General features: G+C 69.5%; 13 protein-coding genes. 9 read left to right on the forward strand and 4 right to left on the reverse strand.

From position 1 onward, the window contains the following. Window positions 1-72: 72 nt before the first annotated feature. Entirely contained in the window at window positions 73-456 is a 384-nt protein-coding gene (locus tag NF557_RS16605) for an iron chaperone (RefSeq protein WP_252620880.1), read from the reverse strand. A 27-nt stretch (window positions 457-483) separates the two neighbouring features. After that, the gene (locus NF557_RS16610; protein WP_252620881.1) at window positions 484-1,458 is read right to left on the reverse strand and encodes a YihY/virulence factor BrkB family protein; all 975 of its coding nucleotides are present in this window, start codon (window positions 1,456-1,458) and stop codon (window positions 484-486) included. 133 nt (window positions 1,459-1,591) lie between these two features. Here NF557_RS16610 and NF557_RS16615 point away from each other — a divergent pair, with 133 nt between their 5' ends. Next, entirely contained in the window at window positions 1,592-2,284 is a 693-nt protein-coding gene (locus NF557_RS16615; RefSeq protein ID WP_252620882.1) for a Pr6Pr family membrane protein, read from the forward strand. Window positions 2,285-2,374: 90 nt separating this feature from the next. Here NF557_RS16615 and NF557_RS16620 read toward each other — a convergent pair whose 3' ends face one another. Next, window positions 2,375-2,935, reverse strand: a complete 561-nt coding sequence (locus NF557_RS16620) for a CGNR zinc finger domain-containing protein (protein WP_252620883.1) — start codon at window positions 2,933-2,935, stop codon at window positions 2,375-2,377. Between the two features lie 106 nt (window positions 2,936-3,041). Here NF557_RS16620 and NF557_RS16625 point away from each other — a divergent pair, with 106 nt between their 5' ends. Further along, window positions 3,042-4,010, forward strand: coding sequence for an EamA family transporter (locus NF557_RS16625; protein ID WP_252620884.1), 969 nt, complete (start codon window positions 3,042-3,044; stop codon window positions 4,008-4,010). Window positions 4,011-4,022: 12 nt separating this feature from the next. On the opposite strand, the gene NF557_RS16630 is transcribed toward NF557_RS16625, so the two are convergent. After that, window positions 4,023-5,189 (reverse strand): nucleotide sugar dehydrogenase, encoded by a 1,167-nt coding sequence (locus NF557_RS16630; protein WP_252620885.1) that lies wholly within the window; start codon window positions 5,187-5,189, stop codon window positions 4,023-4,025. 103 nt (window positions 5,190-5,292) lie between these two features. On the opposite strand from NF557_RS16630, the gene NF557_RS16635 reads away from it, so the two are divergent. The 7 genes from NF557_RS16635 (at window position 5,293) to NF557_RS16665 (ending at window position 13,025) form a co-directional block, all read left to right on the forward strand. After that, complete coding sequence (locus NF557_RS16635) at window positions 5,293-6,639, forward strand: MFS transporter (protein ID WP_252620886.1); 1,347 nt, start codon at window positions 5,293-5,295, stop codon at window positions 6,637-6,639. After that, window positions 6,636-8,105, forward strand: coding sequence for a pyridoxal phosphate-dependent decarboxylase family protein (locus NF557_RS16640; protein WP_252620887.1), 1,470 nt, complete (start codon window positions 6,636-6,638; stop codon window positions 8,103-8,105). Before NF557_RS16635 ends, NF557_RS16640 begins: the two co-directional genes overlap by 4 nt. Before the next feature lie 364 nt (window positions 8,106-8,469). After that, window positions 8,470-11,676, forward strand: coding sequence for an efflux RND transporter permease subunit (locus NF557_RS16645; protein ID WP_252620888.1), 3,207 nt, complete (start codon window positions 8,470-8,472; stop codon window positions 11,674-11,676). 141 nt (window positions 11,677-11,817) lie between these two features. After that, window positions 11,818-12,048, forward strand: coding sequence for a type II toxin-antitoxin system Phd/YefM family antitoxin (locus NF557_RS16650; protein ID WP_252620889.1), 231 nt, complete (start codon window positions 11,818-11,820; stop codon window positions 12,046-12,048). Then, window positions 12,045-12,314: a type II toxin-antitoxin system VapC family toxin gene (locus tag NF557_RS16655; protein WP_252620890.1), complete on the forward strand. Its 270-nt coding sequence runs from the start codon at window positions 12,045-12,047 to the stop codon at window positions 12,312-12,314. The genes NF557_RS16650 and NF557_RS16655 overlap by 4 nt, the downstream gene beginning before the upstream one ends. Beyond that, window positions 12,283-12,435, forward strand: coding sequence for a PIN domain-containing protein (locus tag NF557_RS16660; RefSeq protein ID WP_252620891.1), 153 nt, complete (start codon window positions 12,283-12,285; stop codon window positions 12,433-12,435). Before NF557_RS16655 ends, NF557_RS16660 begins: the two co-directional genes overlap by 32 nt. Before the next feature lie 41 nt (window positions 12,436-12,476). Then, a complete protein-coding gene (locus NF557_RS16665; RefSeq protein ID WP_252620892.1) occupies window positions 12,477-13,025 on the forward strand; it encodes a GNAT family N-acetyltransferase in 549 nt (182 codons plus the stop codon). Window positions 13,026-13,082: the final 57 nt, after the last annotated feature.

Below are 13,082 nucleotides of genomic sequence, written 5' to 3' on the forward strand. Positions count from 1 at the left end.
GCATCCGTCACGCAGCCCCGCCAAAATCGCGTGAAGCATCCACGCACGTGGACCGGAAGGATGGCGCGCGCCCTACCCTTTGCTGCGGCGCGCGGACTTGCTCCTGGCCTCGCCGGCAAACCAGACCGCGCAGTCCGCGACGAGGTCAAGCGGCAGCTCCCCGGCGTGCGGGAACTTCAGGGTCCCCTTCCCCGCCACCCAGGGCGCGCAGCGCTCGACCAGCGCAGGGTCGCCCGGGACGGGATAGACGCTCACGTGCCCGGCATACCCACCCGTGTGCATCGCGGTGCGCCCGTCCGCGGTGAAGGTCAGCACGCCATACGAGATCTTCTCGCCCAACCCGGGCGTCGCCTCGTGCACCGCGGATCTGATCTGCTCCACCCGGGCGTGGGCGGGCTCGGGCAACGACGCGAGGTATGCCGTCACCTCGGCGGCAGGGTCAGCGGCGGTTGGCATGGGTCCAGGTTAGCGGGGCGGAGGACCTCAGTTCGGGTCCTCCGGGTGAGGGGGGATGTCGTCGGCAACGACGGCACCGCGCTGTCCCGGAGGGCGTTCGGCCCCGATGGTGGTGTCGCGGGCGGTCTGCCTTTCGGTCTCGGCGTTGAGTGCGGCACCGAGGATGAGCACAAGGACCGTGAGCCAGATCCAGAACATGCTGATGGCCACACCTGCCAGGGACCCGTAGGTGCGCTCGTAGGTCCCGAGATTCCACACGAAGAAGAAGAGCCCGGCCGAGGCCGCCAGCCACAGGGCGGTCGTGGCGATGGCTCCTCTGCTGATCCAGCGCCACCGTGCCTGGCCGCGGCGGTCCGGTGCGAAGCGATACAGGATCGACAGCCCCAACGCCACCAGCGCAGCGAGTCCGATCCAGATCCCGACGAGCACAGGCACTCGCACCCAGGTCGGGGCCTCGGACAGGACCCCTGAAACCACGGTGCTGCCAGTGATCACGGCCCCGAGGACGAGTGCGCCGCCGAGCACGAACGCCAGCGCCAGTCCGCTGCGACGCAGCATGCCACGCGTCTCCTGCTCGCGGTAGGCCACGGTCAGAGCATCGATCAGGAACGTCGTGGCAGTCGTGGCCGTGACCAGGGCGACACCCAGGGCAAGCAGGCCACGGGCCGTGAGCAGCTGGGTCGAAGCTTCGGTGATGGACACAAGCTGGTCGGCGACGAGCTCGCCGAGTGCTGGCGGCAGGAGTTCCACCAGCCCGGAGAGCTGATCGAGCGCCTGAGCCGGAGTGTTGATGGCGCCATAGACAGAAAGGGCGGTGAGCAGCACCGGCGCTATCGACAGGACGGCGAAGAACGCCACCCCAGCGCTGTACAGCGAGAAGTTGTCGTCCGCCACCCGGCGCACCACGCGGCGCAGGATCAGCAGCCAGCCTCGCAGCGGCATCTGGCGCGGCTCCACCGAACCGGCACCATACGCCTCTGCCGACGAATCGTGTTTCGCCATCCGCGCCATGCCTCAGTGTCTTCCGTGGCGGCGGACGCCGCACGCCAGGGACGGCCCACGACCGCGCCCGACGCCCGTGTCCCCGTCCGCGACAAAGAAGCGGCTTGCGCATCCCGCCTGCTACCTTCCTGCCATGACGTCGCCACCGCACCAGGTGGACCTCGCCGGATCGAGGCTCTCACCGGTGAGACGAACCCTGGCGCGCGCATGGGACTGGGCTCGACTGGGTGTCGCGGCGTTGGTCATCGCCGCCATCGTTGCGACGGTGGCCGAGGCCGCGAGCCGGACATCGATCAATCCATTTAATCTGTTCGGCTACTTCACGATCCAGTCCAACATCTTGCTGGCTGCGGTGTTCACACTTCTAGGCGCTCTGGGGGTCGCCGGCCGGGCCGCACCTGCGTGGGCAGAGACGGCCCGTGCAGCGTGCGTCACCTATATCGTGCTCGTGGGGTTGGTCTACGCGGTGCTGCTCGCACCGCTGGGCGCTGCGGGAGGCGTCCCGGTTCCCTGGGCGAACATCGTTCTGCATGTGGTCACGCCGCTGTTCGCGGTCCTCGACTGGGTGCTCGCACCAGAGCGCAGGGCCCAGCCCGCCAGCACTGTCGGGGTCATTCTCATCTACCCGGTGCTGTGGCTGGTCGTCGTCCTGATCCGCGGCGCGACCGACGGATGGGTGCCGTACCCGTTTCTTGACCCTGCCCACGGGTACGGCCAGGTTGCTCTCACCGTCATCGGCATCGCGTGCGCCGTGCTCGTGACTGGCTGGGGCGTCGTCCTGTCATCCCGGCGTCTTGCACGCCGGGTCGATCGAACGAGTTCATGATTTCGCCATATCCCGTTGTCTGCGGCCCCTTGGGTTGACCGACTTGGGCTCGTGACCCGAGGCGGGCGGCCTCGGGCGGGAGCCACGGAGCTACTCCCCCGCGGCCGCCCGGCGTGCGCGATAGGCCGCCGCCGCCATCCGGTTGGTGCAGCCAGCGTCGCAGTAGCGCCGGGACCTGTTGCGGGACAGGTCGATCAGCACGTTCTCGCAGTCCCCGGCGGCACAGACCGCCAGTCGCTCGGTCTCGTCCGAACGGATCACATCGACCAGTGCCATCGCCGCCTCGACCGCCATCCGCTCGGCCAGCGGCTGCTCGTCACGGGTGGCGTGCAGGTGCCAGTCCCACTCGTCGTGCCGGACCAGTTGCGGCAGGGCGCGGCAGTCCCGGAGCAACCGGTTGACCTCCTCGACGATTGCCTCCTCGTCCGCCAGCCAGATCCGGTGCAGCCGCGTGCGCAGGCGCAGCACCTGCCGCAGCTCGGCGTCGTCGTGGGTGCGGCTGCCGGTCCACCCCCACTCCGCGACGAACTCGTCGAGCTCGGCGCGCGTGGTCAGCCCGTCCGGCTCGGCCGCCGTGTTGATCTCCTGGGCCGTGTTGATCAGGGCGACCGTGGACGCGAGGGACACCTCGGTGTCATGAGCAAAGATCATCTTGACTCCTGACGGATAGTAGGCGTAACGTCATGAGTCTAACCTCAGTTGACCCATGACGACGGCGTCACCGGTCCTGCACCCGCCCCTGTGAGGAGGACAACCCGTGCGCAACCGCATGCTCATCGGCCTCGCCCTGGCCATCGTCTCGGCCGCCACCTTCGGCACGTCCGGATCCGTGGCCAAGGGCCTGCTGGACAGTGGCTGGTCCCCTCTCGCGGCGGTGACCTGGCGGGTCGGTGTGGCCACCTTGGTCCTCCTCGTCCCGGCGCTGCTGATGCTGCGCGGACGCTGGCACCTGCTGCGCACCGGGTGGGTGAGCATGGCCCTGTTCGGGCTGCTCGCGGTCGCCGCGTGCCAGCTGACCTACTTCCTTGCCGTGGAGCGCATCTCGGTCGCGGTGGCGCTGCTGCTCGAATACCTTGGCATCATCCTGGTCGTCGGCTGGCTGTGGCTGCGCCACGGCCAGCGCCCCCGCCCGCTGACCATCATGGGGGCCGCGGTCGCCGTGGCCGGACTGGCCTTCGTGCTGGACCTCTTCGGCGCCGTCCAGATCGACCTCCTGGGCGTCTTCTGGGGGCTGTGCGCAGCCGTCGGGTTGGCGACCTACTTCATCATCTCTGCCGATGAGAGCACCGGCCTGCCCCCGCTTGTCCTGGCCACCGGGGGCCTGGCCATCGGCACGGCCGGGCTCGTCGCCGTGGGGCTGGCCGGGATCCTGCCGATGACCACCGCGACCGGCGACGTGCAGCTGGCCGGCGCCGCACTGCCGTGGTGGACGGCCATTCTCCTGCTCGGCGTCGTCGCGGCGGCGATCTCCTATGCCACTGGCATCGCGGCCACCCGCCGCCTGGGCTCGAAGCTGGGCTCGTTCGTGGGCCTGACCGAGGTGATGTTCTCGTTCGTCTGGGCGTGGGTGCTGCTCGGCCAGATGCCGGCGGCGATCCAGCTGCTCGGCGGGGCGCTCATCCTCACCGGCGTCGTCCTGGTCAAGCTTGACGAGCGACCCGACGACCTGCTCCCCAGGGGCCCGCAGGTGGTCGAGGACGCCAGTCCGCAACCGCTGGAGGTCTGAGGAGCGACTGCCTCAGTCCCGGCTGTAGAGGTCGCGCGTGTAGAGCTTGTCGCCGAACACCGCGGTGGACGCGTCGAGACGGTTGGCGACGATGACGTCGGTGATGGCGTCGAACTCCTCGAGGCTGTCCAGCACCCGGCAGCCCTGGAACGTCTCCTGCTCCAGGGCGGGCTCATAGATGACGACCTCGACGCCGCGCGCCTGCAGCCGCGACATCACACCCTGGATGCTGGAGGCCCGGAAGTTGTCCGAGCCCGTCTTCATGATGAGCCGATAGATCCCGACGCGACGCGGCCGTCGGGCCAGGATGTCCGAGGCCACGAAGTCCATCCGAGTGCTGTTCGCGTCAACGATCGCGGTGATCAGGGTCTGCGGCACGTCGCCATAGTTGGCCAGCAGCTGCCGGGTGTCCTTCGGCAGGCAGTAGCCGCCATAACCGAACGACGGGTTGTTGTAGTGGCTCCCGATCCGGGGGTCGAGGCCCACCCCCTCGATGACCTGCTGGGTGTCGAGACCTCGCGTGACGGCATACGTATCCAGCTCGTTGAAGTAGGCCACCCGCATCGCCAGATAGGTGTTGGCGAACAGCTTGATCGCCTCGGCCTCGGTCGGCCCGGTGAGCAGGACCGGCACCTCCTTGTCCAGAGCGCCCTCGAGCAGCATCTCGGCGAACTGCCGGGCCCTGGGGCCGTCGTCGCCGACGATGATCCGGGACGGGTGCAGGTTGTCGAACAGCGCCCTGCCCTCCCGGAGGAACTCCGGCGAGAAGAGGATCGTGGCCTCCGGGTGCTGCTCGCGCAGCCGCTCGGTGTAGCCGACCGGGACGGTCGACTTGATCACGATCGTGGCGGCCGGGTTGTGCCGCAGCACGTCGGTCAGCACCAGCTCCACGCTCGCGGTGTTGAAGAAGTTCGTCTCGGTGTCATAGTCCGTCGGCGTGGCGATGATCACCCACTCCGCCCCGTCATACGCCTCCTGGGGGTCCGTGGTGGCCCGCAGGTTGAGCTCCCGGGTGGACAGATAGTCCTGCAGCTCCGGGTCCACGATCGGGCTGACCCGGTCGTTGAGCTGCTCCACCTTGTCCCGGTCGATGTCCAACGCCACCACCTCATGGTGCTGAGCCAGCACCACGGCGTTCGACAGCCCGACATAACCGGTCCCGACGACAGCGATCTTCATGGGTCTCCTTCGGAAAACGAGCGGACTCGCTAGTATGGCCCGGCCTTCATGAGAGTCCCGTGAGAACGGTCGCTCTCCGCACCTCCCCCGCTACAGTGCCGCCATGACCGCGACGGCGAGTGACCGCATACCGCGTCGCGCCGTTGCCGGCTATGCCGCCGGCAGTGTGGGCACGGGAGGTTTCGGGACCCTGCCGGGACTGGTGCTGGCCTACTACCTGACGGACACCCTCGCGGTGCCGGCGCTGCTGGCCACGGTCGTGGTCCTCGCGCCGAAGGCGTGGGACGTGCTGATCGACCCGGCGGTCGGTGCGCTCAGCGACCGGGAGGCCGGACGACGCCAGACCCGGACCGTGCTGATGACGGTCGGTGCGCTCACCCTGCCGATCGGGTTCATCGGCATGTTCGCGGCACCGGCCGGTCTCTCCCCCGTGGCGGCCGGGCTGTGGGTGCTGGTCTTCTTCGTCCTGGCCACGAGCTCGTTCAGCCTCTTCCAGGTGCCCTACATCGCCCTGCCCGCGGACCTGACCAGCGACTATGCCGAGCGGACCCGCCTCATGGGCTGGCGAATCGCGGTCCTCGCCCTGGCGATTCTCCTGGTCGGGGCGGGCGGCCCGGCCGTGCGCGACGCCGCCGGTGGCGACTCTGTCGGCTATCTGGTGATGGGCGTGGTCGTCGCCGTGGTGCTCCTGGGCGGCATGCTCGCGACCGTCGTCGGCGTGCGTGGTCGGTCCCACCCCCACTCTCGGGGTGGTTCGGACCGCCCCGCGCGCATTCGTGGGGAGTATCGGACCGGCCTGGTGGCCTTTCGTGAGCTGCCGACCTATCGCTCCCTGCTCATCGTCTTTGTGCTGCAGGCGCTGGCCACCGGCGTCATGCTCGCGGCGGTGCAGTATGTCGCGACCTACACCCTCGACGACCAGGCCGCCCTGACCTTTGTGTTCGTCGCGCTCGTCGCCCCGGCCATCCTCGTGGTGCCGCTGTGGACCAGGTATGCCGGGCGCGTCGGCAAGCAGACCGCGTTCACGCTCGCGTCGGTCCTGTTCGCCGGCGCCGCACTCTCCCTGGTGCTGCTGCTGTGGGCGCCGGGCGGCTGGCTGTATCTGCCGGTGGCCGTGGCCGGCGTCGGCTATGCCGGGATGCAGCTCTTCCCGCTGGCGATGCTGCCGGACGTGATCTCGGCCGCCGGCCGACACCGCGGCGGCGCCATGAGCGGGTTGTGGACGGCCGGCGAGACAACCGGGCTGGCGCTCGGCCCGGCCGTGGTGCTGCTGCTGCTCGCCCTGGGTGGCTTCCGGTCCAGCACCGCCGACGAGGTGGTGACCCAGCCCGGGTCGGCGCTGACCCTCATCGTCCTGGCTTTCTCGCTGATCCCCGCGCTGCTCGTCGGGGCCAGCCTGCTCGTCCTACGTCGTTATCGTGACCCTGTCCCGACCGAGGTGACCGCATGACCGACCCGACCCCCAGCCCTGGACCAACCCGGCCCACGATCGACAGTCAGCCGGTGTTGGAGCGGCTGGCGGCATACCGCTCCCACGACGCTCCCACCCACGGCGGCTCGGTCTTGTCCTATGTCTATGACAGCGGTCTGGCCGAGCTTGACGCGCTGGCGGCGAGCGCGGCGGCGATGGCCCTGCCGGTCAACGGCCTGGACCCCACGACCTTTCCGTCCGTGGCGCTGATGGAGGCCGACCTGGTCACCTTCGGGCGCACGATCCTGCACGGGCCGCAAGCTGTGGGGTCGGTCACCTCCGGTGGGACCGAGAGCTGCCTGCTCGCGGTGAAGGCGGCGCGCGACCGGTGGCGGGCGGCCCAGGGCGAGCGAGCCGCCACGGACACCGGCCGACCACGGATCGTGCTGGCCGCATCAGCTCACGCGGCGTTCCACAAGGCGGCGCACTATCTCGGGCTCGACCTCGACGTCGTGCCCGTGGACCCGGTCACCGGGGTGCCGGACGCTGCTGCCCTCATCGACCGGTTGACCGAGCAGACGGCGCTGGTCGTGGTGTCGGCGCCGAGCTATCCGCACGGCGTGCTCGACCCGGTGGCCGAGGTCGCGGGCGCGGCGGCCACGCGTGGGATCCCGTGCCACGTGGATGCCTGCATCGGTGGGCTGGTGCTGCCCTTCTGGGCCGACGCGGGAGGTATGCCGCCAGCTGAGTGGGACTTCGAGGTCCCGGGGGTGAGCAGCATCTCGGCCGACCTGCACAAGTTCGGCTATGCCCCCAAGGGCGCCTCGCTGCTGCTCTTTGCCGAGCGCGAGCTGGACCTGGCGCGCTACTTCGCCCTGACCGACTGGCCGGGCTATCCCGTGGTGAACCCCACCGTGCTCGGGTCCCGCTCGGCGACCTCGCTCGCCGCCGCGTGGGCCGTCACGACGGCGCTGGGCCCGGGTGGTTTCACGGACCTGACGCGGCAGATCGTCGTGGCGACCCAGGAGGTCACCCGCTGCGTCGACTCGATCGGGGGGCTGGCTGTCCTGGGTGCACCGGCGGGTCCGCTGCTCGCGGTGGTCACCGACGAGACGGTGCCGCCGGAGCAGCGGGTGCACCCCCACCTGTGGGCAGCCGCGGCGGCCCGACGCGGGTTCGTGCTGCAGGGGCAGCCGGCTCTTCAGCAAGGCGACGGCTCTGTGATCCCCCGCTCGACCCACCTGACGATCACTCCGGCAACGCTGGGCGTCCTCCCCGAGCTGACGAGGGTCCTGCGGGAGAGCGCCGACGAGGTCCGGGGCGGGACGGTCGAGCTCCCTGCAGACCTGCCGGCGCCCGACGCCGTCGCGCTGGCGGAGCGGGCGCGCGAGAGCGGCGAGCTGGACCTGACGCAGGTGCTGGCCCTGATCGAGGCCCTGCCTCGCGAGGCGACCGCAGGCCTCCTGGTGGAGTTCCTGGCCGCGTTCGCCGCGCCAGCTCCCTGACCAAAGGTGGGGATGCGGTCGAGACGACCGCAGAGAGTGCGTGTTGCGCGGTCCGAACCCGCCCCAAAAATAGGTTCTGGGCGGCTGACTGGTGGCGGGGATCAGCCAGTGCCCCTCGTCTTGGAGCGTCCTTTGCTTCTTGCGGCCGGTTGCAACCGGCTGCAAGAGACATTTCAGGCTCCAAGACGTCTCCAGCCGAGGGCCTCGGTCTGGGGAGGCACCGGTGCCGGGGTGTCGGGGCGCCGGGGTGCCGGGGTGGTCCGAACCACCCCAAAAATAGGTTCAGCGCGGACCGAACCACCCCAAAAATTGGGATGCGGTCATACTTTCCCTGTTGCTCTATCGACCGTGAGGGACCCGCTCCATGACGAAGCTGACCAGGTTCAGCCTGCACAACCGTGCGCTGATCGCCCTGACGACGCTGTTTGCGATCTTCTTCGGCCTCAACGCGATGAGCGCGCTGCCACGCGAGCTGTTCCCTTCGCTGCAGTTCCCCGTGCTCGCGGTGGCGACCCCGGTGCCGGACGCGAGCGCGGCGGTCGTCGAGGAGCAGGTCAGCGACCGGATCGAGACCGCGGCCCAGGGGCTGGACAACGTGGTCGAGGTGCAGTCCCAGTCCAGCGAGGGCTTCTCGGTCGTGACGATCGAGCTCGACTACGGGACCGACCTGGGCTCGGCTCAGACCAACCTGCAGAGAGCCGTGCTCGGTCTGCAGGGTCTGCCGGAGGACGCCGAGCCCCAGATCATCGCGGGTAACATCGACGACTTCCCGATCATCCAGCTCTCCGCCACCGGCGGTGACAACCCTTCGGACCTGCTCCAGCGGCTCCGCGACGTCGTCATCCCGGACCTGGAAGACCTGGACGGCGTGCGCGACGTGCAGCTGACCGGCATCGCGGCTCAGATCGTGCGGGTGGACCTGGACCCCGAGGCTGCCGCGCAGGCAGGCGTCAGCGGCGCCACGGTGGCGCAGCTGCTGCAGGCCAACGGGGTCCTGGTGCCCGCCGGGACCATCACCGACGACGGTGAGGAGCTGCTCGTCACCGTCGGCAGCCGGCTCGGCAGCGTCGAGGAGCTGGCGGCACTGCCTCTCGTGGCACCGCCCGCACTACCCGGAGCACCTCCCGCACTACCCGGAGCACCGCCCGCACAACCGGGAGCACCTGCCGCACCGACTCAGCCGACCAGCCCACCCCTCACCCTGGGGGACGTCGCGGAGGTGGAGCTGACCGAGCAGGAGGCGACGGCATACACCCGCACCAACGGGGAGCCCAGCGTCGGGCTGTCGATCACCAAGACTCCCGACGGCAACGCGGTCAACATCTCGCACGCCCTGACCGAGATCACCCCGGAGCTGGAGGAGCAGCTCGGTGGTGGCGAGCTGCGCATCATCTTCGACCAGGCGCCGTTCATCGAGCAGTCCATCGAGGGGTTGACGACCGAGGGGCTGCTGGGCCTGGGCTTCGCGATCCTGATCGTCCTGCTCTTCCTGTTCTCGCTGCGACTGACCCTGGTCACCGCGGTGAGCATCCCGCTGTCGCTGCTCATCGCCATGCTGGGGCTGCAGGGCGCGGGCTACTCGCTCAACATCCTGACCCTGGGGGCGCTGACCATCTCGATCGGCCGCGTCGTCGACGACTCGATCGTGGTCATCGAGAACATCAAGCGGCACAACGCGCTCGGTGAGGACCGGCTCACCTCGATCCAGCGAGCGGTGCGCGAGGTGGCCGGGGCCATCACCTCGGCGACCGTCGCGACAGTCGCAGTGTTCTTGCCGATGGCCTTCGTCGGTGGGCAGATCGGGGAGCTGTTCCGACCCTTCGCACTGACCATCGCCATCGCGATGGGCGCCTCGCTCCTGGTCGCGCTGACGATCATCCCGGTGCTCGGCTTCTGGTTCCTGGGGCGTGGCCCCGACGCTCGCGCGGTGACCGAGCCCGACGTCGCGGAGCCCGACGTCGCGGAGCCCGCCGCTCCGTCGCTCAAGACGGACGCCCCCGACCGCCTGCAGCGCGGCTTCCTGAAGGTGCTGCGCCCGGCGCTGGCCCACCCGGTCTGGTCACTCCTGCTCGCGGTGGCGCTCCTGGCCGGCACCGGGGTCGCCGCGACCCAGCTCAAGACCGACTTCATCGGCGACTCGGGGGCCAACAGCCTCACGGTCACGCTGTCCCTGCCGTCGGGCAGCACGCTCGAGGAGACCGACGCGGCCAGCCGCGAGCTGGAGGACTGGCTCTCCGGACGGCCCGAGGTCGAGTCCTACCAGGCGACGGTGGGCTCCTCAGGTGGCATCGAGGCCGTCTTCCTCGGCGGCGGTGCCAACACCTCCACGCTGGCGGTCACCCTGGCCGAGGGCACCGACGGAGACACCTTCGGCGCGACCATCAAGAGTGAGGCACCGACCCCGGAGACCGCGAACCTCACGGCCACCTCGGCCAACGCGGCACCCGGCGCCACCGAGCTCCAGGTCATCGTCACCGGCCAGGACCAGGAGGACCTCGCCAGCGCGGCAGACGACGTCACCCAGGTCCTCAAGGACGTCGGTGCCGAGGACGTGACCAACAACCTGACGGACACCGTGCCGGGACTCGAGGTCACCGTCGACCGCGCGGCAGCCGCCCAGCTCGGGATCACCGAGACCCAGGTCGGTCAGGCGGTCGCGTCCGCGATGGGCGGCAGCACGGTGGGCCGGGTGGTCCTGGGCACACAGCCCGCCTCGGTCGTGGTGCACCAGGGCGAGCCGCCCGCAGACCTGGCGGCCCTGGAGGACCTCACCGTCGGAGCCGGGCCGGAGGGCGAGGTCGTCCTGGGCGACGTGGCCACCCTCGAGAGGGTCGACCAGCAGGTGCGGATCAGCCGGATCGACGGCATCCGCAGCGCCAACATCACCGCCACGGCCACCGGTGACGACCTGGGTGCCCTGACCGCCCAGGTGCAGGAGGGGCTGGACGGACTCGACCTGCCCGAGGGGATCCGGGCCACGATCGGCGGGGTCAGTGCGGAGCAGGCTGACGCCTTCGCCAGCCTCGGCCTGGCCCTGCTGGCCGCGATCGCCATCGTCTATCTGGTGATGGTCGCGACGTTCAACAGCCTGGTGCAGCCGTTGCTGTTGATGGTCTCGGTCCCGTTCGCCGCGACCGGCTCGATCGCGATGCTGCTGCTGACCGACACCCCGCTGGACGTGGCCGCGATGATCGGCATGCTGATGCTGGTGGGCATCGTGGTCACCAACGCCATCGTGCTCATCGACCTGGTCAACCAGTATCGACGCCGCGGCCTCGAAGTGCACGACGCCCTCATCGAGGGTGCCCGGCATCGGTTCCGTCCGATCGTGATGACCGCGCTGGCCACCATCGGCGCGCTGACGCCGATGGCACTGTCCATCACCGGCGGCGGGGCTTTCATCTCCCAGCCGCTGGCCCTGGTCGTGATCGGCGGCCTGCTCAGCTCGACCGTGCTGACCCTGCTCCTGGTGCCGGTGCTCTATCGACTCGTCGAGGGGTGGAACGAGCGCCGTCGGCAGCGTCGCGGCAAGCACGCCCCCGACGCCCCCGAGGTGGTGACCGCCAGCTGAGGGGTCATCGCGTGGGATTCGGTCCGCCTGGTGGAACAAATCCCACGCAATGCTCGGCCGCGCTAGGGACCCGCAATGCTCGGCTAGCGCAGCAGACCAGGGTTGGTCGACCCAGCTTGGTCTAGTGCCTAGTCTGGACAGATGGAACCGGTGAAGGTGCAGTACGCCAAGACCCATCTGTCTGCGCTTCTGGCCGCCGTCGAGCGGGGCGAGGAGATCATCATTGCGCGAGGAGACCGCCCTGTGGCGCGGCTCTCCCCACTTGACGAACGACACGATCGGGAGCTCGGTTTCGTCCACTACTCGGTTCCTGCGCAGTTCTTCGAGCCACTGCCCGAGGAGGAACTCGCGGACTGGGAGGGGACTGCGTGACTCTGCTTCTGGACACCCACGCACTGCTGTGGGCGCTGACTGATCCCCAGCGACTCGGTCCCGTCGCGCGACCCGCCATCGCCACGAGCTCCACGCGTCTCGTCGTCTCGGCAGCGTCCGCCTGGGAGATCGCCACCAAGCAGCGCATCGGCACACTGCCGCACGCCGATGCACTGGTGGGCGGGTACGGACGTCACCTCGATCGTCTGGGAGTGACCCGGCTGCCGATCACAGATGAGCACGCGCTCCTCGCCGGAACAACTTGACTGGCAGCATCGCGACCCCTTCGACCGCATGCTCGCCGCCCAGGCGATGCTCGAGTCGTTGACGCTGGTGACTCATAACGCGGCGTTCACCCGCCTCTCGGGGCTCGCCACGCTGTGGTGAGCGGCACGTGTCCCTGTGCGTCACGGACTAGGGTCGGGCGGGTGACCGTCACTCTCGCCAGGCTCAACCCCACCGGCTCAGACGGTGCTGAGCTGGTGGACTTCATGACCCGCAACGAGTTCCCGTTCCACGTCGGTCACCGACCGACTCAGGAGCAGGTCGAGGCCGCGATCACCGACGGGGCGTTTCGGAACGAGGACAACGACTCGTTCTGGGTCGAGCACGACGAGCTCGGCCGGGTCGGTTTCTTTCGGCTCGAGGACCTCACCGACGGGGCCCCGCTGTTCGACCTGCGGCTCGACGCGTCGTTCCGGGGGCAGGGGCTCGGGCAGGAGATCCTGCGTGTGGCGGCCGACCACGTCTTCACCACGATGCCCGAGGTGATCCGGTTCGAGGGGCAGACCCGGGAGGACAACATCGCGATGCGCAAGACCTTCCTGCGCTGCGGGTGGGTCAAGGAGGCGCACTACCGTCAGGGCTGGCCGGTGGAGGGCGGCGAGCCCGTGGCCTCAGTCGCCTACGGCCTGCTGCGGCAGGACTGGGAGCGCGGGCGGACGACGACATTCGTGTGGGAGGACCTTGAGGTCTGACACGGCTTCACGGTCAGGTCGAGGACGCGGGCCCGTTCGAACAGACCACGACGATTC

The organism is Ornithinimicrobium cryptoxanthini (assembly GCF_023923205.1).
Taxonomy (GTDB): domain Bacteria; phylum Actinomycetota; class Actinomycetes; order Actinomycetales; family Dermatophilaceae; genus Ornithinicoccus; species Ornithinicoccus cryptoxanthini.

Bases quoted from the DNA above. Each gene is read 5' to 3' on its own strand.
- NF557_RS16605 (WP_252620880.1), bottom strand. From the start codon at position 456: ATGCCAACCGCCGCTGACCCTGCCGCCGAGGTGACGGCATACCTCGCG.
- NF557_RS16610 (WP_252620881.1), bottom strand. From the start codon at position 1,458: ATGGCGAAACACGATTCGTCGGCAGAGGCGTATGGTGCCGGTTCGGTG.
- NF557_RS16615 (WP_252620882.1), top strand. From the start codon at position 1,592: ATGACGTCGCCACCGCACCAGGTGGACCTCGCCGGATCGAGGCTCTCA.
- NF557_RS16620 (WP_252620883.1), bottom strand. From the start codon at position 2,935: ATGATCTTTGCTCATGACACCGAGGTGTCCCTCGCGTCCACGGTCGCC.
- NF557_RS16630 (WP_252620885.1), bottom strand. From the start codon at position 5,189: ATGAAGATCGCTGTCGTCGGGACCGGTTATGTCGGGCTGTCGAACGCC.
- NF557_RS16635 (WP_252620886.1), top strand. From the start codon at position 5,293: ATGACCGCGACGGCGAGTGACCGCATACCGCGTCGCGCCGTTGCCGGC.
- NF557_RS16640 (WP_252620887.1), top strand. From the start codon at position 6,636: ATGACCGACCCGACCCCCAGCCCTGGACCAACCCGGCCCACGATCGAC.
- NF557_RS16645 (WP_252620888.1), top strand. From the start codon at position 8,470: ATGACGAAGCTGACCAGGTTCAGCCTGCACAACCGTGCGCTGATCGCC.
- NF557_RS16650 (WP_252620889.1), top strand. From the start codon at position 11,818: ATGGAACCGGTGAAGGTGCAGTACGCCAAGACCCATCTGTCTGCGCTT.
- NF557_RS16660 (WP_252620891.1), top strand. From the start codon at position 12,283: ATGAGCACGCGCTCCTCGCCGGAACAACTTGACTGGCAGCATCGCGAC.